The sequence below is a fragment of the Mesorhizobium sp. M2A.F.Ca.ET.067.02.1.1 genome, assembly GCF_004023285.1.
Taxonomy (GTDB): domain Bacteria; phylum Pseudomonadota; class Alphaproteobacteria; order Rhizobiales; family Rhizobiaceae; genus Mesorhizobium.
In genome coordinates, this window is sequence record NZ_RZSB01000012.1 from 1 (window position 1) to 18,247 (window position 18,247).

The following is an 18,247-nucleotide window of genomic DNA, read 5'->3' on the forward strand; positions in this document are numbered from 1 at the left end:
ATCTCGCCAACCGCCAGGGCGCGCGGCCCGTCATCGTCGACCTGCCCGAAGGCCCGCGCGAGTCGCCGCGCGAGGAGCCGCCGGTGCCGCTGCGATCGCCCTCGCTGCGCGGCCAGCAGCTGCTCAGCCAGCCCTACCATCACGGCAGGCCAGGGCATGTCGCCTTCCACCCCGGCATGCCGGATGCGGGGAGCTTTCCCTTCGGCGTCTGGGGCCGGCTGGTGGCGCGCCGCGCCAGCCATGGCGGCGAGACGCTGTTCGGCACCTATGACGTCACCGGCCACCCGGCGCTGAAGGAGGCGATCGCCGGCTATCTTTATTCCGCGCGCGGCGTGCGCTGCCGGCCCGAGCAGATCGTCGTCACCACCGGCGCGCAGGCCGCCTTCGATCTTCTGGCGCGCCTGCTGCTCGACCCCGACGACACGGTGTGGATGGAGGAGCCCGGCTATTACGGCGCCAAGGCCGCCTTCACCGTGGCCGGCGCAAGGGTCTTGCCGATCCCGGTCGACCAGGAGCGCGGCTGGTATCTCGAGCCGCCGGACCCGTTGCCCCGCCTCATCTATGTGACGCCGGCCTGCCAGCATCCGCTCGGCATCACCATGCGCATGGAGGAGCGGCTGCGCCTGCTCGATATCGCCGAGACCGCCAATTCATGGGTGATCGAGGACGATTTCGACGGCGAATACCGTTTTCAGGGCCGCCCCGTGCCGGCGATCCAGAGCATGGACCGCTCCGGCCGCGTCATCTATGTCGGCACCTTCGCCAAGCTGCTGTTCCCGGCGCTGCGCCTGGGCTTCATGGTGCTGCCGCAAGAGCTTGCCGGCCGCATCGTCAACGCGCTCTCCACCACCGGCCAGTTCGCGCCGCTGCTGTTGCAGGCCGCGCTCGCCGATTTCATCACCGAAGGCCATATGAGCCGGCACCTGAAGCGCATGCGCCGCATCTACGCCCAGCGCCGCCAGCTTTTCCGCGACATCGTCACCGAGCGCCTGCGCGACGAGATCACGCTCTCCCCCGCCGAGGCCGGTATCCAGGTGGTGGGCTATCTGAGGGACGGCATCGACGACATCAAGGTCAGCCAGGCCGCGGCCAAAAGGGCCATCAACGTCTCGCCGCTGTCGAAATATTTCCAGAACACCGCGCCGACCCAAGGCCTGGTGCTGGGCTATGCCGCGTGCGACGCGACGCAGATGAGGGAGGGGGTGGAGAGACTGGCACAGGCGATAGGGGAGGTGCTGGGGTGAGGCTTGGCAGTCCAGAAAACTATATTGAACCGCCTGACATTGGGCACGCAGGAGGAGATGAAACTGGGCGTTGCTATGTTACTTTGGTGACTATCAATTCTAAACGCTCACCACTGACCGCACGTTCGGTCGGGCACAAATGTCACCGTCGCCGCCGGGCATTGTGCAGCGGCGGAACATTCGAACCGGAGGCTCAAATGCCAGTTGTCCAGGAAGAAGAACCTTCGGCCGCCGTTCACTCACATCCTGAGGAAATCAAGTCGGTTTTTGACCTGCGTTTGGGTAAGCATGTGACCTTGCAAGGCAGTGCCAGGATAACGCCCGCAGGCGTGATCAGCGCCGGAATCGCGGTGGCCGCTATGATGCTTGCGCTGCGTTATCTTGCTTCATCGGGCAGGCGTCGCAGGCAATAAGGTGGGATGCCCGGCTTTATTGGCGCACCCGACAAGAAGCGGCGTGTGCCAGAGCTTGCGCAATAGCGGTGAGCAGCGAAAGTTGGTTTAGCTCTGCGGCACGATGCCTAAGTTGAGCACCCACATTTCACGATAGCAGAAGTTGGGGTCGGCAATCAGGCGCTCCGGCTCGTCGCCTATTGCCTTCCATTGAAGATGATCCGCTTCTGGCAAATCGCACGTCCGGGCGAGCCCAGATAGGAACTTGAGATTGTTCCGAATGTAGTCACGCTCTACTGGCCTGAGCGGCTGGCGGCGCTCTGCCAGCGTTGTGATGGCGGAGACGTTCTCGAGCCCCGTCGACCGAAACCAGGCCGCCAAGCGAGTTCCCCTCATGGCGCCGGAAAGCTGTACATCATCGGACAACGCGTCGAGCAGACGCCAAGTCAGTTTGGGATCGTGCGGCTGAAACTGCCAAACCGAGATATCGACTTCCTTCACAGCAACAAGCCCACCCGGTTTCACGACGCGGCGGAACTCCTCGATTGCCTTGGTAAGTTCTTCGTCGCTTAGATATTGGGTAGCGTTTGCGCTCCAAAGCGCGTCGAACGCGCCCGTCCCATACGGCAGATCGGTCATGTCACCGGTTCGCGCGCTTATCGGACAGGCGAACTGCCGGCTTGCGATCAAATCTTCGATTGCCTCAACATTTTCTGGCGCCAGATCGAGAGCCTCGACGCGCCCCTCGGCACCCAGCAAGTCCGCCATTAAAGGCAGGAAGACCCCATTCCCTGCGCCTGCGTCCAGCACTGACCAACCGGGTTGGATACCGGTGGCGCGGAGGGTGGCATCATACTCGTCCTTCAGTGCAAGGTAATGAACATCAAGATGTCCACTACCGCTGAGCTTGTGCCCAGCCGATGTGATTTGCTCGGAATTCGAGACGTTCCTCATTTTGCCAATCGAGCCCTAGCTCCGGATAGCGACAGTTTCCCCGAATGCGGCATCAATGATGACACCTACCGCGAGGTACATCAATTTACCCTGGAATAAGCTCCTAGAATTCCTTAGCTCTTGATCCCTCGAGAACGCGCCACCGACGCAACCCAAAGCAATGATTCAACAAAAATTGGGCGCTCGTCCAACTGTGTATCAAACCCAGCACCAAAATGACTAATCCCTGACCAGGACTGAAAAGCCATCACATCATAAGCTAGGACAGGGAGGAATGGCGCACCCGACAAGATTCGAACTTGTGACCTCTGCCTTCGGAGAATGGATAGTCGGTTTCGCCGAACCTATCCGCTTCTATCCGATTGCGCGCTATGCCACGGAGTCACAAAACAAATTTGAATTCGATAGCATCAGGGCTACGACAGGGCGGCCGAAACCCTGCCCTGCCGTGCCTACGCTTTGCTTACGCGCGGATCTTTGACGGAGGCGCCCGGGCATGGCGAAGCTGACCAAACGAACTGTTGATACCACTGAAATTCGTTTCGCGGACTATGTCATTTGGGACGAGGAGTTGCCCGGTTTCGGGTTGCGTCTTCGCCTCGGGGAAGCCAAGCTACGTCGTGCAATACCGTGCCGCAGGCCGGTCGCGCCGCTACACGATCGGACTGCATGGCGTTTGGGCTCCCGAGGAAGCCAGGCGCGAGGCCAAGGTCCTGCCTGGCCAGGTCGCATGAGGTTAAGGCGCGCTTGTTAAGTCGAGCGCCGGACGTTGTGGCGGCGTCTGATCCAAGCCACTTGTTCGGATCGTGGCTCGCTCACAATCCAGGCACGCTTCGGAGCTAGGTTTTGGAATGAGTGCGACTAGTAGAACCAATGCACCATTGCGGTAAGATTTCACCATTTCCGGTTTCGAGAACCAATGTCTGAAATGGACTGGCTTAGCCATCTCTTGCAAATCATCACCGTTAGCGGCCAACTCGAGGTCCGCTGCGCTTACGGTGCGCCATGGCGTGTCGCCTGGGGCCAAGCGGCGGCGAACGAGATCCCCTTTCACGTCATAGTCAAGGGTCGCGCCATTCTCGAGGATCCAGAGTCGAAAACGGCGCGGGAACTGGTGAGCGGAGATATCGTGCTGCTGCCTCACGGTGCGGCGCATGTGCTGCACGATGGTAGCGGGCAAAGGCCCATCCGGACGCACGAAAGCCTCGGCTCTGCCGGATGGACGCTGAGCGAGAACGACAGCCAAGGCGAGCAAACGGATCTGTTGTGCGGTCGCTTTTTCATCGCGCCGCCGCATGACCGGCTGATCCGCAACTACATGCCGGCAAATCTGGTGGCACGGGCCTTGAACGGCCAGGCGGAAGAAGGCATCGGGTCCGCTTCCAACGAACTTGCCGGTCTTGTCGGGCTGATGCGAATGGAGTCAGCGACCGACCGAGCCGGAGGACGTGCCATTCTTAACGCGCTTTCGTCGGCCCTGTTCACATTGGTACTGCGCGCCGCGAGCCAATCGGGGAAAGCCCCAGAGGGTCTGTTGGCCTTGGCCGGCCATCCGCGCCTTGCTCCGGCCATAGCCGCGATGTTCGCCAATCCGGCACGGCCTTGGAAACTGCCCGAACTGGCCGATTTGTGCCGCATGTCACGCGCCACGTTCATGCGCCAGTTTCAGGACAAGTTGGGTCGCTCTGCACTCGACTTTTTGACTGACCTTCGCATGAGCCTGGCCGCCAACGAGTTGAAGAAGCCGGCGATCAGTACCGAGGCTGTGGCCGAGACCGTTGGGTATCATTCCGTTTCGGCATTCCGGCATGTCTTCGCCGAAAGGATAGGGATGACGCCGGGAGAGTGGCGACGACTGGCGCACAAGGGCGAGTAAGACGCGCAGACTCGAAAGGCTAAATTGATCCTTTCGCGCATCATATTGAGCTGATTGGGTCTCGAAATTATTAGGCCCGCCCGTAAATTGGTTCCCATAAACATCGATGAGGGAGCCATCCAATGAACTGTATCAGTATTGCCATCACCCTGTCTCACGGTTGGGCGCGGAAGGCGCCGAACCGATAGCCAACTGCGCGAGAGGTCGCGAAGACCTTCCACGTCTGCAACTTACCTCGAACCAACAAATCACTGAGGAGACAATTCCCATGAAAGCAATCGTTGTAACGGACCAGACCGCGGGAACCGCCGGCATGACACTGGCAGAGCGGCCCGAGCCACAGCCAGCGATAAACGATGTCGTCGTTCAGGTTCATGCGGCGGGATTCGTCAACACTGAGTTAGAGTGGCCTTCGACTTGGGCGGATCGGGCCTTCCGTGACCGGACGCCATCGATCCTCGGGCATGAATTGGCTGGCGTGGTCACCGCGCTGGGCTACGGCACCACGGGGCTGTCGATCGGTCAGCGGGTGTTCGGCCTGTCGGACTGGCATCGCGACGGCACACTTGCCGAATACGTCGCGATGGAAGCACGCAATCTCGCGCCATTGCCCGGCGATGTCGACTTCGCTGTGGGCGCGAGTCTGCCGATCTCGGGGCTGACCGCATGGCAGGGCATGTTTCAGCATGGCCGCCTTCAGGCAGGACAGAGCGTGCTGGCGCATGGCGCGGCCGGCGCCGTCGGTTCGGTCGTGACGCAGCTTGCGCGGGAAGCCGGCGCCTATGTCATCGGCACCGGACGCGCCGCCGACCGCCAGAAGGCGCTCGACTTCGGTGCAAATGAATTCGTCGACCTAGGGAACGATACCCTGAAGGACGTCGGCGGCGTCGATCTGGTGTTCGATGTCATCGGCGGTGATATTCAGAAGCAGTCCGCAGCACTGATCCGGACCGGAGGAACGCTGGTGACCGTCGTCGGCCCGGCCGAGGCGCGGCCCACAGACGGCCTGGCGGTTGATTTCGTTGTTGAGTCCGATCGCGCCCAACTGAGGGAGATCGTCCAGCGGGTGCGGGACGGACGACTGCAGACTAACATCGGCAAAGTTTCGGCTCTCGACGAGGCCGTTGCAACCTTCAACGCGAGCGGGCGACGCAACGGGAAGACGGTCATCCGCGTTCGTCCGTAAGAAGGTTAAGAGAGAGGGCGGTTCCTCTCTCCTCCTGGTCTTCGCCAAGCCGCGCTGAGCGATATGACGACGCGATTCCGACGGCCTTTCGAAGATCGGATGCGGCGTGATCCACCAGAAGACCGGGCATGGCCGAGGGCACGGCTGATACGGCAGCTTGCAGCTCATTCCGGACCCAGGCCCGACGGTAACGGCCCGGTCTCGGCACTCTCCGATCGTCCCGGCTGCCTTCTGCGGTGCCCTACCGACGCCGGCTGAACAGCTGCGCTGCTTCCGAATGTGATTTCAGAGGTCTGACGCAGACTCAATTCTCCTCACGCGAGACGCGGTGCCGGAGGGCAATCGAACTTGACTGCGCTCACCAGACGGACGTCATGAGCTCCCGATTCCAGGCAGGTCGAAGGGTTGGCTCGCTGTCGCTTCTATCCCCGCATAATGCGATAGACAGTTGCATCGCCTTCCACACCTCGAAGAGGCGCGTCGAAAGCCACCACACGATGGCCGGCAAGGATCTCGCTGACACCGGGCGCGGAATGGAGTGCCTCGGAAATGCAGATCTGTCCGGCTTCCGCCAGGGACTGCACGCGCGCGGCGACATTCACGGTCTGGCCGAAATAGTCGAGGTTGTCGTTGAGCGTCACGGCGATCGATGGTCCACAGTGGGCGCCGATCTTGAGGATGATGCCCGGCCCGTCATGGTCGCTGTTGAAACGATCGATTTCTTCAAAGATGTGGAGTGCGGCCGAAATCGCATCCGACGGCTGTGAGAATACAGCCATCACTGCATCGCCAATCGTCTTGACCACCGCTCCGGAATGTTGCCGAACCGCCGCGTTGACCAGAGCGAAATGCTCGCGAACCAATGCATAGGCGTTGAGGTCACCCAGGCGCTCATACATGGCGGTCGAACCCTTGAGGTCGGTGAACAGGAAGGTGATCTGGCGGATGCCGAGCCCCTCCTTCTCATCGACACGTTCGGACCGGAAGAGCTGGCGGAAGGTTTGCCGCGCAAGCAGCGCTCCGCCGGAGACATAAGGGTCGAACTCGAGCGCCGGCTTGGTGGTCAGCGCGACAAGCTCGGGCGGCCAGTTGATGGCAAGCAGCGAACCGCGCACCGCCCCCCTGTTCGCCACCTCAATGACAATCGGACCAGCCGGCACGGCTGGTAACGCCGGCAAGAAGCGTTTGCCGTCATAGTCGATCTTCAGAAGCGTCGGCGCCGAAACCGGATCGCCTGATATAGGAACGGCGAATGCGGCCTGCGTCTGCACGTTGACGCCCGCAAGGACGCCCGGTCCCAGGTCGGCGCGGAGCACTGTGGTGGTGCCTGGCGGCAGAAACGTCATACCCCGAACGAAGCCGCGCAGAACGTCAAGAAAGCGAACGTGTTGCCCGGGTAGCCGCCCGTCATGTCCGAAGTGGAGCTTCCAGTGAAAATCCTCGACAGGCAGCGTCTCGGGATCGTGGTGCGGCAGGCGCCGCAGCTTTGGCGATATCGAGAAGGTGACCTCGATGAAGTCGTCGAGGTCGGTGTCGCCCGACACGTCGCACAGGCCGCAGACGTAGTGGGTCTTGAGCGTGCGAAGGGCGCCGAAACTGTCGAGCACCATGCCGGACTGGGGACAGAGCACATCCCAGCTCATGTCGAACAAACCACAGCGGGCGGCGTGAAGGAAGAGGTCGATTGCTTCAGGCTCGGCGATTGCGCGGTCGCGAGCAAAGGCCAGCGGATTGACACGATAGAGCGAGTGGTCGTCGGCACTCCTGATCAGCGTCTCGAATTTCGAGATGACGCGAGGGCTCCAGGCGCGCGCCTGCTCCACCTTGGTCATTTTGCTTTCGAGAAGACGATCGTCGACTGCCGTCACGCCCGATCCTCAACCTTGTCTCGCGACAGCCTACTAAAAAAACCAGCGCGATGCGAATGGATTGCCCTTGAAATCGCTGCCGGAACAGCAGGGATGCATGTGCTCCTGCTCGTTTACCGTGACATGGACGGTCGCGCACGCCATGCAATGTGCCGGTCGCGGTTGCCGGGAAGGAAGAGAACTCTAGCCCCCAATCCAAGGCATATCGATCGCCCCAAGCGACACAGCAATTCCGAGGGCCACCAGAGCAACGCCCAGGCTACCTTCGAAGCGCTGGCCACGGGGCAGCAGCTTCTCGATGAAGATGACCAGCGTCAAAAGCAGCATCCAGGCGATGCTCATGACGCCGGCCGCGACCAGCACGGCAAACAGTGCCCAGCAGCAGCCAAAGCAATAGAGGCCGTGGCGCAGCCCCATCTTGAGCGCGCCAACACGCCCGTCGCGCCAGTGCTGCGCAACGAAAGCAAGCGGCGAACGGCAATGGCTGAGGCAGATGTGCTTGAAGGTGGTGAATTGGTAGAGCCCGGCGACGCCAAGCGTGGCGCCGAGCGCGAGCGGTGCCCATTCCGAACGCCGGGGTGGATCGAGGCTCGTTGCAAGGGCGCTGCCGAGCTGGACCAGGACATATACGACGAGGCCCGCCGTCGCCCAGACGAGCAGATAGCCCGCGACGAAGGTCCACGTTGGGATGGCCACCTGCTGTTCGCGCCTCGCCTGCGCCGCCGCGAACATAACAATCATCGGTGCCGCAGCTGGCAACATCATCGCCGCCATCATCACCGTCCACACGGCGAGAAAAGCGGCAGCGCCGGCAACCGACCAGCCATCGGCGGCAATTCCGGCCATCGCCATGCCGGCCATGCCTTCCATACCCTCCATACCGCCGCGCACCGATATGCCCATGGGCATATCGGTGCTGAAGGTCTGGTAGAGGGTGAGCGCCCACGCCGCTGCTGTCAGCCCGACCAGCGATGCGAGTAGACCGAGTGGGATGCCGCGCAAATTCCGGGTGAACCGCCGCGATGTCCTGAGCAACGCGTCAGCCATCGTCATGCCCTAGTTCGGCCCGGTCCAGTCGAACGGAATGTGCTTGCTCGAGCGGGCCGTGCCAGTCCAGTCGAGCCCGAAGCCTTTGGTGCTCACCTCGACAGAACGCCCCCAGGTGGCAACCTGGCCCCCGGGCCGACCTCCGACCCAGGCGGATTGATCGTCTGCACCCGCTTGCCGGGCGGCGTGGTGGGTCCGGAAAGCGCTTCCGCATGTCCGACGACGAGGCCAGGAATATCGACCCGCCAGGTGGAGAGGTCGCCCGCCATTTCAAAAGTGATCGGCACGAACTCCATGCCACGCATCTCGCCGACATTGGCGGCAAAGCCCGCCGGCCAGCCGCCGGCCTGGCCACCGAAGATCATTTGCAGGGCTTCGCGCTGCCGCTCATTCGCCTGCTCGTCGAGATACATGCCCATCACGGCCTTTGCCTCGCCAGCCCAGAGATTGCCTTCGAACTCGCCGAGCGCCACCAGCGTCAGGCCGTCGAGCTTGACGTCGCCATACCGACCCTCGCGCACATGCCAGGCGAGCACACCCTGGCAGTGATTGCCTGTCGGCCGTTGGGCGAACTCGCAGGGGCAAGGGATGTCGCAGCTGCAGATGTCGAACCAGTCGCCTGCCAGCCGCCATTGAGGCACTGCATTCATGGCTCATCCTCCCGATAAATCGAGGATCATATCATACGTCGATGGCGGGCCCCGCTCCAGCTATTCGTGCTCAGCTCTGATTTTGAGACTGGCCCTTCACGTATAGTGGTCGAGCGGGTCCACGGCTGCAGCTGGCCCACTTAGGTCCGGATGTCGGCCACAACCGTTCCCGAGACAGGATAGGTCACGCCGAGGTCGCCGCCGAGATCCTCAAGCATGTCGCGCAGGTCGGGGCCTCGGTGATGCTGCAGGCTGCGCGCTGGGGCGGGATGGCGCAGGCACGAGGGCTGATCCTTGCATGTTCCGCTAGCGGCGGCATTCAACACGCCGCTCGCCGGCATCGTCTTCGCCATCGAGGAAATGGGGCGTGCCTATGAGGCCCGCACCAACGGGCTGGTTCTAACGGCAGTAATCCTCGCCGGCCTCGCCTCGCTGGGCCTGCTCGGCAACTACACCTATTTCGGCATAGCCAGGGACACTGTCGCATTCGCCCGGGACTGGCCTCTGGTGCTGTCCTGCGGCATCATCGGCGGCTGTATTGGCGCGTCGTTCTCGCTATTGGCCCTCAAGATAATGCGGCGCATTCGACGCTGGAACGCGCTGCAGCCACTACGGCGCACGCTGGCGGTGGCGGGCATCTGCGGGCTGGCGGTAGCATCGGCCTTGCATCGGGCGGCCTTACCTTTGGCACCGGCTACGCGCAGGCGCGGGGAGCCGTCGAAGGAACGCCTCTACCGGTGTTCTTCTTCTACCGGTGTTCTTCTTCGTCGAGAAGTTCTCCGCCGGGCTAATGTCGATGGTATCCGGGATTCCGGGCGGTATCTTCGCGCCGTCACTCGCTGTCGGCGCGGGCCTTGGCAGCGCGCTGGGGCTCATTTTCGGCGCTAGCACTGGCATCGCCGCGCTGCTCGGCATGGCCGGTTATTTCGCCGGCGTGGTGCAGGCGCCGATGACCGCCTTCGTCATCATCCTCGAAATGACCGGCAACCATGACAATGTCATCGCGCTGATGTGCGCGTCGATGCTGGGCTTTGGCACGGCGCGGCTGATTTCCAATGAACCGCTGTATCACGCGCTGTCCCGCGTATTCGTCGCCGAAGCGATCCGGCGCCGCAGAACGGCAGGTGGTGAAGTGTGCGCTGCCGGGAACCCATCCGGCCTGCCTCGCTGAGAGGACTCGCCGCACGGGTCAGGGCCCTGAAGCTGTTGGGCTCGGGGTGAGCGTGAACGATGAAGATGCGCACCGCGCGTTTCCAGCTAGGCGGAATGCCTATTTTCTGGGTGCCGAAAGGATTCGCTCGGCGACATGGTCGAGCGAGAAGACGCCGGCGCCGCGTGTCAGGACCAGAAGCAGCAACGATGCCCACAGCAGATGCTCCGCCCAGTTTTCTGGATAGACGAAGATCTGGATGACAGAGACGACACCGAGCAGCATCACGGCCGCAAAGCGCGAGAATAGTCCAAAGAAGATCAACACCGAGCCGGTGATTTCGGCGGTCGTCGCAAGCGGCGCCGCGATCGAAGGGTCGATGAACGGCAGATTGTATTCGTTGGCGAACAACTGCAGCGTCACCGGCCAGGATGCCAGCTTGCTCTGTGCCGACTGCCAGAAGACATGGGCCACTGCCACGCGGGCGGCGAGCTGGACCAGCGAGAATGGAATGTGTTCGGGCAGCTTGATGATACGCTTGTAGAGGCGGACAAAGCCGGCCGGGTTGGACGAGGATTGCTCCGATATTGCGGTCATGACCGTCTCCGTCAGTTTGAGGGGGAATTCGAGGCGACCCGCACGTCTGTGACGAGCCTGTCGCGGAACAGACGCACGAGGGCTGAAACCAGGTCGAAGGCCGGGTCGAGCGCCAAGGCGCGGCCAGTGGCATGCTCGAGGCCCAAGCCGTGCTTCAGCGAATGCCAGAAGGCGAAGCTCGCGCGGTCGAGCAGAAAAAGCCGCACGTAGTTCCCCGATCGCCACAACGCCACACGCTCGGGGCGCCTTATCCAGGTAACGGCTTCGTCGACCGCCTTTTCCTGTTGATGCGCCATCCACACCGACAGGATCGACCAGTGCGAGACGATCAACCGCAGTGAGGGCTGGAGCTGGATATCCGGCGACAGCCCAAGATCGGTGTTGTCATATTCTGCGAGGCTGCGAGGCGGCAGCGACGCTGTGTCGAGCGCCTCCGCTATGGCCCATTCGAGACGCGCCGTTTCGGCGACGATAGGCATGTCGGACAGGGTGTCGATCGTTTTCAGGAAGCGCGGGAAGCCAGCGCCATAACGTGCCAGCCGCGACTCCACTGGCGGATGCCGCCGAATGAATTCGCTCGCCGCGAAGCGGAAGAAGCGCTCATCGACGAGGCGGACTGTCACGGGAAACACCGCCATCAGCGCTGCGGTGAGGGAACTGCGCGTGTTGTTCTGGTAAATCCGCAGGCGCGCCAACGGATCTGCCTTGCCGGCGGTCAGCATATTTGCGGCGACCACCGGCTCCAAGGCCAGCACCGACCGCGCCATGGTGGTCTGCAAGTGTTCAAGCGGCAGCATGATATTCCTCCTCTATCGAGATAAGCGCCGCGGACATGCACGGCCTGGCGCGTCTTGCAGCGGCAAACGCCGCAAGGACGGGCATGCCGGTCGTCGTTTCGCTTTGGACAGAAAGGATCGGCGTCGCTCGCGTTTTGGTCATTCGCTCGCGCCGCGTGGCTTGCTTGCGGCTGAACATGAGCGAAGCGGTGAGCATGTCGGCCCACATGGCTTCGCCAAGCAGCACATCGAGGATGGGAACGTCGGTGTCCCACTCGATCAAGGTTGGGCGCGGCCCAAGCCGGTCTATAGCATGCTGATAGAGCGCCCATACGACGGGAGGCACGCGCGAGCCGTGGTCGTCGATGAGCACAGTGTCGGCGCCGACGTGGTTCGTCGCATGGCCAGCAAGGTGGATCTCGCCGATCGCCTCCGCCGGCAGCGCATCGATGAAGGCCTTGGCGTCGTATTGCAGATTGTGCGCCGAGACCTGGACATTGTTGACGTCCAGCAGCAGACCGCAGCCGGTCCGCACCACGAGCTCGGCCAGAAACTCGGCCTCGCTCATCGAGGAGTCCGCAAAGGCGACGTAGGCAGACAGATTCTCGATCAGCACCTGCCGCTTCAACGTTCCCTGGACGGTCTCGACGTTACGCGCGACGATCGCCAGAGCTTCTTCGTCATAGCGCAGCGGCAACAGGTCGTTGAGGTAGGCGCCGTCGGCGACGCTCCAGGCGAGATGCTCGGAAACCAGATCGGGTTGGAAGCGCTCGCAGACCTTGCGCAGTCGCTCCAGATGATCGCGGTCCAAGCCTCGTGCGCTACCAAGCGACAGGCCGACTCCATGCACCGAAAGGGGATAGATCTCGCGGAGTTTTTCCAGCGCCTCGACGCCCGCGCCGTCTCCCATGTAGTTCTCGGCATGAACCTCCAACCACCCGGCGGAAGGCCGCCGCGTCAGCATTTCGCCGATGTGAGGAGAGCGAAGACCGATGCCCGCCGATGCGGGGATTGCGAGAGGCTGAAATGCACGGGACATCGGTCTGCTCCATTTTGGAGGTTGGCAAGAAGTCTGGATCTTTCAGGCTTTCGGCTTATCGCTGCCGCCCGCGATCTTGGCGCAGCTGCCGGCGGGCACGTAGAGCCAGGAATCCGGCTGGTTGTCGGCGGTCGCGGTGCCGGCGCAGGAATGCGTCGCGGTCTGGCAGTCGTTCTGGCCGGCCTTGACCACGCCGTAGCATTTCTCGAAGGCGAAGCCGGGCTTGGCGGCCGGGCCGCTATAGGCCGCCGTCGCGGCAAGGGAAGTGGCGGCAGCAAGGGCCGATCCGATGAGAGTTTTGGTATTGATCACAGGCTTGTCTCCTGGTTGGCGTTTCGAGAGAAAGACCGGCCTTGAGGCCTGTCTGCAAAATCAGTCTCGCCGATCGTGATGCCGAGCTGAAATGCTGTCTCGGCATGGAATTGATACGCTGCCACTATGTTCTGAAACTTGGCGCGAAAAAGCCCTCCAGCGGGGAACCGGAGGGCTTGGCACCTGCATTCGGGAGTATGCGAAGCAGGCGCGGCTAGGCGGGGAGCGAGGCGCCTAGATGTATCGTCTTTCGCAGTTGGAGGCCGGGGCTTAATCAGCGCGGAAAGGCTCGGTAGCAAGCCAGTCCGCCGCACGCAGCCTCCCCCTGTCGCGCATCTCGGTCAGTTCGCCCCAGTCGATCCAGGGCCGCAGAAGCAGTGGGGCTCCGGCACGGTATCGGCCGTCGAATATGGTGTGAACGGGCGCGCATCTGGTCAAGCAACAACCGGCGGCGGGGCTGCGATCCGGACACGGTGCGGTGAAGGCGGAAGGTCTGCCGGTGACGATCAGGCGATGGCGAGCTTCAGTTGCCAGGACAGGCGGGGACTGAAAGACGTCGCCGTCACCCCAATAGATGTCGCCGTCGATCTCGACTGGCAGCGAGAGGAAGGGGATAGTGGCCGCCGCGACGATCGCGTCGATCGAAAGCTGACTGCCGGTGAAAACCTTCACGGCGTCAGTGCGGGCGTTAACGGCCTGGACGCAAAGTTTCACCGGGCAGCGTTCGACGCGGATTTGCTCGATATCGATTGACTGTTCCAGGACCGATCGAAGCAGGCTGGTCCTGTCATTGGCGAAGACAGAGGCGTGGCTGACGCGCCGCCAGAAATTGGCGAGTGCCATCCGCGCACCGCGCCTGCCGCCAACGCTTAAGCCATAGGCAAAGACTGCTGCCTCCATCGCTGCAAAGCCCGATGCGGTCACGCCGCTGAAGCTGCAGCGCGGCTCGTCCAGCAGGCGATCGAGCACGCCCCAGACAAAAGCGCCATGCGCGTCGTTTGCCAGCACGATTTCGATCGTCGGGTCTTCCGCACCAAGATCCGCAACCGAAACGGCGGCCTGGTCTGTTCTCATCGGGGACTGGGCAAGCATGGTTTGGTCTCCTCCCAAGATCGTCACTAGGACGACTGGAGAGAGACTGCCGCATCTTCTTGTTCAGCCGAAATGCCAAGGTGGCATGAAGTCCATAGGCAGATTGCATTGGCTGCAGGACTTCGCGCGCCGCACTCTTCATCCCGATCAGGCCGGGTGATGAGCCGCTGCCAGAACCGCGGCCTGGAACAGGAGACGGATGAATGAAGAGACAATTCGCCTGTGTGGCTGCGCTTGCAATCGGTCTTGGTGCGAGCCCCGCGTCGGCCGACCCGTTCAGCGACCTCGCCGCATTGCCGACGTTCTATACGGACGCCACGATGAAGACGATGAAACCGATGACTGGGTTCAAGAAGGCCTGGTTTGCCATGCCGAAGCATGACCGGGTCAAGATGACCAAGGCGTGCAACGACCCGGTGATGAGCGGGCACCACGCCCAATTTTGCGCCAACGCGCTTGCTTTGGGCGGAGACAATTAGCGGTGCTCGTCGAGGACCCTTGGAATACAGAGCCGGCATAAACTCCATTCGCAGACGGCATTGGCGAGTTGAGTGCCGGATGAAGCAAAGTCCAGCTCAGCAAGCTGGAACAACAGAGTTCAAAAATGCTGCCAGTCGTTCGGCGCGGTCGTCAAAGGGACACTGCATAACTCCAGAAAAGGCTCCCATCATGAATATCAAAGCTATCTGCGTCGGCGCTTTTGCCCTTTCGGTTATCGGCGGGGTCGCCTTCGCCGGAGTTCTCGACGAACCGTCCAACATGCAGCCCTTCTTTACCGATTCCGGCATGAAGACGATGAAGTCGAGCGCGGATTTCGAGACGGCGTGGAAAGCCACGCCGAAGGCGATGCAGACTTCAATGATGAAGGAATGCAACGACGCCGCCATGAGCAAGCCGCATGCTCAGTTCTGCGCCCAGCTCTTCGCCTTGGGCCATCACAGCTGACATTCTTGGCACCTGGCACGACAGGGCGTTTTGATGGCGGGCCTCGGCCCGCCTTCGTCGCATGACGAAACGCTATGGACTTTATAGCACTGATGCATTGGCGTGTTGGAATGCCATGCGGCAGGGTTCCAACGTGCACCTGTGCTAGATGAGGAACGCCCCGCATGGACATTCATCACATCCGCTACTTCCTGGCCGTCTGCGAGACCCGCAATTTCACGCGCGCGGGCGAAAGGTGCAACATCACTCAGCCGGCGCTGTCCCGCGCGATCCAGCAGCTCGAGGATGAGGTCGGCGGCTTGCTGTTTCGCCGCGAGCGGAACCTGACCCATCTTACGGATCTGGGCGCATTGCTGCGTCCCCGGTTCCAGCAGATCCTCGACGAGGTGACCGGCGTGCGCCAAGAAGCGTCGAGGTTCCTGTGCCTGGAGAATGCAAATCTCAAGGTTGGGGTCATGTGCACGATCGGTCCGCGGCGATTTACCGGCCTATTGACCGACTTCAACAGGCGCCAGCAAGGCATCCAGCTGCAGCTTGTTGAGGGCGTGCCGGCATCGCTATCGCAGCTGTTGGAAGCCGGCGAGATCGATGTCGCGATCATGGCGTCCAGCAACAGTTTCCCGGAGCGCTTCGATGTCACGCCGCTCTATCGCGAACGGTTCGTGCTAGCGTTTCCCAACGGCCATCGGCTGGCCCGCAACGACAATGTTGCCATCTCGGAACTCGACGGCGAGAACTATCTCCGACGCCTGAATTGCGAATATCGGGACTATCTTGCCGGCCTCTGCAACGAACGTGGCGTGAAGCTCAGGATCTCCTACGCCAGCGAACGCGAAGACTGGATTCAAAACATGGTCTCGGGCGGGCTGGGAATCTGCTTCATCCCGGAATTCAGCGCCGTCATTCCCGGTTTGCAGATCAGGCCAGTCGTCGATCCTGAAGTTTGGCGCGAAGTCTCGCTCGTTGTGGTGGCGGGGCGCCGCTTCTCGCCGGCGACATCGACGTTCGTGAACAGCGTCAAGGCGCACAGCTGGCCGGAAAGCGGCATCGATCTGTCGCCCAGGAAGAGCGCTGCATAGCATTTCGAAGTGAAGCCTAACGCCGCGATAAATGTGCGGCGGGACAGTCGCGTTGGCGCGGTCGTCCACCATAGTTTTCAGGTATCGAATTAAGAGCCAGTCAGCATTTCTCTTTCTTCGAGGCTGCCGTCACTCTCCTCCTATGCCCCGCTTCCGCGATTGGGCACCGACAAAGGAGAAATAGACATGGCTTCCAAGACTATTGCATTGCGGGTGCCGCTGAAGCTGGCGCTGACACTCGGACTTCTCACCGCGACCGCCGCGTTTTCGGTGGCCCCGGTTTTCGCCGCCGACTGCCCTGCCGGCCAGGCCGCCACGACCGACATCCAGGAACATCCCAGCAAGCCCGTCGGCGTGACGGATACGGTTCTTTCGGCGATCGACCTCAGCCCGAAGGGCGAAGCGTGGAAGGGCAATATGCTGCGACTGCGCAAGCTTGTCGTTCAGCCGGGCGGCGTGGTGCCGTGGCATGAGCACACGGCTCGTCCCGCCAACATTATCGTCGTCGAAGGCTCCATCACCGAATACGCCAGTACCTGCAAGGTCGGCATCGAGCATCCGGCCGGCGACGTGACCGCCGAGTTCGGCCAGCTCGCCCACTGGTGGAAGAACAACGGGGAGGTTCCGGCGGTGCTCTACTCAGCCGACGTTCTGCCGCCGGCGATGCATAACGATCACATGATGTGAGCTGCTTTCGCGACCAGCGGATCCCAGCAGCAGCAGCAAACAGCGCGTCCTCAGGCGATCGCCCGAGGACGCATGGCCAGGAGCCTGTGATGACGACCAGTGAACATACCGAATTAATGGGGCTCCGCAGGGTCGCTGCGGACAGCTGGCGCTTTGGGCTGATCGCCCTGATCGCGTTCCTGACGCTCGTCGACCTGTTCGCCACCCAGGCCATCCTGCCTTCACTGGTGACAAAATTCGGGGTCAGCCGCGCGACTATGGGCTTCGCCGTTAACGCCAGCACCTTCGGCATGGCGGTGGCCGGTATCGCCATCGCTCTCTTCGGGCGCGGCATCGATCGCCGCAACGGCATCTGGATCAGCCTGGCCATCCTGGCGATTCCGACGACGCTGCTGTCGCAGACAGACAATATTGTGGTCTTCGCCCTGCTGCGTGTAGCTCAAGGCCTGTGCATGTCGACTGCGTTCACGCTCACCATGGCCTACCTGGCGGAGCATTTTTCCGCACGGCAGACCACGAGCGCGCTTGCGGCTTATGTGACGGGCAATGTTGCCAGCAACTTTTTCGGCCGGCTGATGTCGGCTGCCGTCGCCGACATGTTCGGCATCTCCACCAACTTCCTGACCTTCGCCGCCCTCAATCTGTTTGGCGCTGCTCTGGTCTGGTTCACGCTGCAGAAGACCTCGGCAATGATTCGCGCAGACCTGGACGGCCAGCCTGTCCGCGCCGCCTGGAAAGCGCCGTTGCGGAACGTCGAACTGCGGGCCTGTTTTGCGATCGGCTTCCTGATCCTGTTCGTCTTTATCGGCACGTTCACCTACGTGAATTTCCAGCTCGTTGCGGTGCCGCTTTCGCTCACGCCGATGGCCTTGGGCGCCGTCTATTTCGTTTTCCTGCCATCGATGCTGACCACCCCGCTTGCCGGCCGAGTCGCAGCGGGGCTTGGCCCAAGGGGAGGGATTGGGGCAACGCTTGCGCTGGCGATCGTCGGCTTGCTTCTGCTGCTTGTGCCAAATCTTCCGATCGTCCTCGCCGGGATGGCGCTGGTTGCCATCGGCACCTTCCTTGCCCAGGCGATAGCCACCGGACATGTCAGCCGCACCGCGTCGCGCGATCGCGCCGCCGCGAGCGGCATTTATCTCGCGTCCTACTACGGCGGCGGGCTCGCCGGCAGCTTCCTCATCGGACAGATCTACGACAGTGTCGGCTGGACCGCATGCGTGGTCGTGCTGGCTGCGGTTCTCGCCGGCGCGATCGCGATCGCGCGCGTGCTGCAAACGCCTAAGACCTGAAATCGAAACTTAGTTATCCAACCAAGGAGACCGACATGACCAACCAACTCAAAACTCTGCT

At 62.0% G+C, this 18,247-nt stretch carries 18 protein-coding genes and 2 pseudogenes; 11 read left to right on the plus strand and 9 right to left on the minus strand.

Going from position 1 to position 18,247, the window contains the following annotated elements; translation table 11 throughout:
- Both EOA28_RS02830 and EOA28_RS02835 read left to right on the plus strand, forming a co-directional pair.
- Window positions 1-1,244 (plus strand): PLP-dependent aminotransferase family protein (locus EOA28_RS02830; RefSeq protein WP_148670652.1); only part of this gene is annotated, 1,244 nt, incomplete at its 5' end.
- Window positions 1,245-1,441: 197 nt separating this feature from the next.
- Window positions 1,442-1,657: a hypothetical protein gene (locus EOA28_RS02835; RefSeq protein ID WP_126080055.1), complete on the plus strand. Its 216-nt coding sequence runs from the start codon at window positions 1,442-1,444 to the stop codon at window positions 1,655-1,657.
- Window positions 1,658-1,744: 87 nt separating this feature from the next.
- Here EOA28_RS02835 and EOA28_RS02840 read toward each other — a convergent pair whose 3' ends face one another.
- Entirely contained in the window at window positions 1,745-2,590 is an 846-nt protein-coding gene (locus EOA28_RS02840) for a methyltransferase domain-containing protein (protein WP_126080054.1), read from the minus strand.
- A 496-nt stretch (window positions 2,591-3,086) separates the two neighbouring features.
- Between EOA28_RS02840 and EOA28_RS39975 the strand changes: the two are divergent.
- The 3 genes and pseudogenes from EOA28_RS39975 to EOA28_RS02855 all read left to right on the plus strand — a co-directional run.
- Window positions 3,087-3,321 (plus strand): annotated as a pseudogene (locus EOA28_RS39975) (Arm DNA-binding domain-containing protein); the annotation flags it as partial.
- Window positions 3,322-3,509: 188 nt separating this feature from the next.
- Window positions 3,510-4,466: an AraC family transcriptional regulator gene (locus EOA28_RS02850; protein WP_127252346.1), complete on the plus strand. Its 957-nt coding sequence runs from the start codon at window positions 3,510-3,512 to the stop codon at window positions 4,464-4,466.
- 268 nt (window positions 4,467-4,734) lie between these two features.
- Window positions 4,735-5,652 carry an NADP-dependent oxidoreductase gene (locus EOA28_RS02855; RefSeq protein WP_127252344.1) on the plus strand — a complete coding sequence of 306 codons (918 nt, stop codon included), beginning with the start codon at window positions 4,735-4,737 and terminating at the stop codon, window positions 5,650-5,652.
- A gap of 422 nt (window positions 5,653-6,074) precedes the next feature.
- Here the strand turns inward: EOA28_RS02855 and EOA28_RS02860 are convergent, their stop codons facing one another.
- From EOA28_RS02860 to EOA28_RS02870, 3 genes are all read right to left on the minus strand, one after another.
- A complete protein-coding gene (locus EOA28_RS02860; protein ID WP_127252342.1) occupies window positions 6,075-7,520 on the minus strand; it encodes an adenylate/guanylate cyclase domain-containing protein in 1,446 nt (481 codons plus the stop codon).
- Between the two features lie 183 nt (window positions 7,521-7,703).
- Window positions 7,704-8,573, minus strand: a complete 870-nt coding sequence (locus EOA28_RS02865; RefSeq protein ID WP_245463132.1) for a DUF2182 domain-containing protein — start codon at window positions 8,571-8,573, stop codon at window positions 7,704-7,706.
- An 86-nt stretch (window positions 8,574-8,659) separates the two neighbouring features.
- Window positions 8,660-9,217, minus strand: a complete 558-nt coding sequence (locus EOA28_RS02870) for a DUF1326 domain-containing protein (protein WP_245463133.1) — start codon at window positions 9,215-9,217, stop codon at window positions 8,660-8,662.
- A 224-nt stretch (window positions 9,218-9,441) separates the two neighbouring features.
- Between EOA28_RS02870 and EOA28_RS02880 the strand changes: the two are divergent.
- Window positions 9,442-10,388 (plus strand): annotated as a pseudogene (locus tag EOA28_RS02880) (chloride channel protein); the annotation flags it as partial.
- 99 nt (window positions 10,389-10,487) lie between these two features.
- On the opposite strand, the gene EOA28_RS02885 reads toward EOA28_RS02880, so the two are convergent.
- The 5 genes from EOA28_RS02885 to EOA28_RS02905 form a co-directional block, all read right to left on the minus strand.
- The gene (locus tag EOA28_RS02885; RefSeq protein WP_126080050.1) at window positions 10,488-10,964 is read right to left on the minus strand and encodes a DoxX family protein; all 477 of its coding nucleotides are present in this window, start codon (window positions 10,962-10,964) and stop codon (window positions 10,488-10,490) included.
- Window positions 10,965-10,975: 11 nt separating this feature from the next.
- Entirely contained in the window at window positions 10,976-11,761 is a 786-nt protein-coding gene (locus EOA28_RS02890) for a DNA-binding domain-containing protein (RefSeq protein ID WP_127252341.1), read from the minus strand.
- On the minus strand, window positions 11,748-12,779 hold the full coding sequence (locus tag EOA28_RS02895) for a DUF692 domain-containing protein (RefSeq protein ID WP_127252339.1): 1,032 nt from the start codon (window positions 12,777-12,779) through the stop codon (window positions 11,748-11,750). Before EOA28_RS02895 ends, EOA28_RS02890 begins: the two co-directional genes overlap by 14 nt.
- A 42-nt stretch (window positions 12,780-12,821) precedes the next feature.
- Complete coding sequence (locus tag EOA28_RS02900) at window positions 12,822-13,091, minus strand: DUF2282 domain-containing protein (RefSeq protein ID WP_095081018.1); 270 nt, start codon at window positions 13,089-13,091, stop codon at window positions 12,822-12,824.
- 270 nt (window positions 13,092-13,361) lie between these two features.
- Window positions 13,362-14,183, minus strand: a complete 822-nt coding sequence (locus EOA28_RS02905; protein WP_128314555.1) for a hypothetical protein — start codon at window positions 14,181-14,183, stop codon at window positions 13,362-13,364.
- Window positions 14,184-14,386: 203 nt separating this feature from the next.
- On the opposite strand from EOA28_RS02905, the gene EOA28_RS02910 reads away from it, so the two are divergent.
- From EOA28_RS02910 to EOA28_RS02930, 5 genes are all read left to right on the plus strand, one after another.
- A complete protein-coding gene (locus EOA28_RS02910) occupies window positions 14,387-14,662 on the plus strand; it encodes a hypothetical protein (protein ID WP_126080046.1) in 276 nt (91 codons plus the stop codon).
- Between the two features lie 79 nt (window positions 14,663-14,741).
- Window positions 14,742-15,128: a hypothetical protein gene (locus EOA28_RS02915; protein ID WP_348527557.1), complete on the plus strand. Its 387-nt coding sequence runs from the start codon at window positions 14,742-14,744 to the stop codon at window positions 15,126-15,128.
- Window positions 15,129-15,292: 164 nt separating this feature from the next.
- Complete coding sequence (locus EOA28_RS02920) at window positions 15,293-16,207, plus strand: LysR family transcriptional regulator (protein WP_127386071.1); 915 nt, start codon at window positions 15,293-15,295, stop codon at window positions 16,205-16,207.
- A 186-nt stretch (window positions 16,208-16,393) separates the two neighbouring features.
- On the plus strand, window positions 16,394-16,894 hold the full coding sequence (locus EOA28_RS02925) for a cupin (RefSeq protein WP_127253927.1): 501 nt from the start codon (window positions 16,394-16,396) through the stop codon (window positions 16,892-16,894).
- A gap of 89 nt (window positions 16,895-16,983) precedes the next feature.
- Window positions 16,984-18,186 carry an MFS transporter gene (locus EOA28_RS02930; protein ID WP_127386070.1) on the plus strand — a complete coding sequence of 401 codons (1,203 nt, stop codon included), beginning with the start codon at window positions 16,984-16,986 and terminating at the stop codon, window positions 18,184-18,186.
- Window positions 18,187-18,247 lie beyond the last annotated feature (61 nt).

What these genes read in the sequence shown, in the direction of transcription:
- EOA28_RS02905 (WP_128314555.1), bottom strand. Translation starts at nt 14,183, where the DNA reads ATGCTTGCCCAGTCCCCGATGAGAACAGACCAGGCCGCCGTTTCGGTT.
- EOA28_RS02865 (WP_245463132.1), bottom strand. Translation starts at nt 8,573, where the DNA reads ATGACGATGGCTGACGCGTTGCTCAGGACATCGCGGCGGTTCACCCGG.
- EOA28_RS02890 (WP_127252341.1), bottom strand. Translation starts at nt 11,761, where the DNA reads ATGCTGCCGCTTGAACACTTGCAGACCACCATGGCGCGGTCGGTGCTG.
- EOA28_RS02895 (WP_127252339.1), bottom strand. Translation starts at nt 12,779, where the DNA reads ATGTCCCGTGCATTTCAGCCTCTCGCAATCCCCGCATCGGCGGGCATC.
- EOA28_RS02855 (WP_127252344.1), top strand. Translation starts at nt 4,735, where the DNA reads ATGAAAGCAATCGTTGTAACGGACCAGACCGCGGGAACCGCCGGCATG.
- EOA28_RS02835 (WP_126080055.1), top strand. Translation starts at nt 1,442, where the DNA reads ATGCCAGTTGTCCAGGAAGAAGAACCTTCGGCCGCCGTTCACTCACAT.
- EOA28_RS02915 (WP_348527557.1), top strand. Translation starts at nt 14,742, where the DNA reads ATGAAGCAAAGTCCAGCTCAGCAAGCTGGAACAACAGAGTTCAAAAAT.
- EOA28_RS02930 (WP_127386070.1), top strand. Translation starts at nt 16,984, where the DNA reads ATGACGACCAGTGAACATACCGAATTAATGGGGCTCCGCAGGGTCGCT.
- EOA28_RS02925 (WP_127253927.1), top strand. Translation starts at nt 16,394, where the DNA reads ATGGCTTCCAAGACTATTGCATTGCGGGTGCCGCTGAAGCTGGCGCTG.
- EOA28_RS02920 (WP_127386071.1), top strand. Translation starts at nt 15,293, where the DNA reads ATGGACATTCATCACATCCGCTACTTCCTGGCCGTCTGCGAGACCCGC.
- EOA28_RS02910 (WP_126080046.1), top strand. Translation starts at nt 14,387, where the DNA reads ATGAAGAGACAATTCGCCTGTGTGGCTGCGCTTGCAATCGGTCTTGGT.
- EOA28_RS02840 (WP_126080054.1), bottom strand. Translation starts at nt 2,590, where the DNA reads ATGAGGAACGTCTCGAATTCCGAGCAAATCACATCGGCTGGGCACAAG.
- EOA28_RS02885 (WP_126080050.1), bottom strand. Translation starts at nt 10,964, where the DNA reads ATGACCGCAATATCGGAGCAATCCTCGTCCAACCCGGCCGGCTTTGTC.
- EOA28_RS02870 (WP_245463133.1), bottom strand. Translation starts at nt 9,217, where the DNA reads ATGAATGCAGTGCCTCAATGGCGGCTGGCAGGCGACTGGTTCGACATC.
- EOA28_RS02850 (WP_127252346.1), top strand. Translation starts at nt 3,510, where the DNA reads ATGTCTGAAATGGACTGGCTTAGCCATCTCTTGCAAATCATCACCGTT.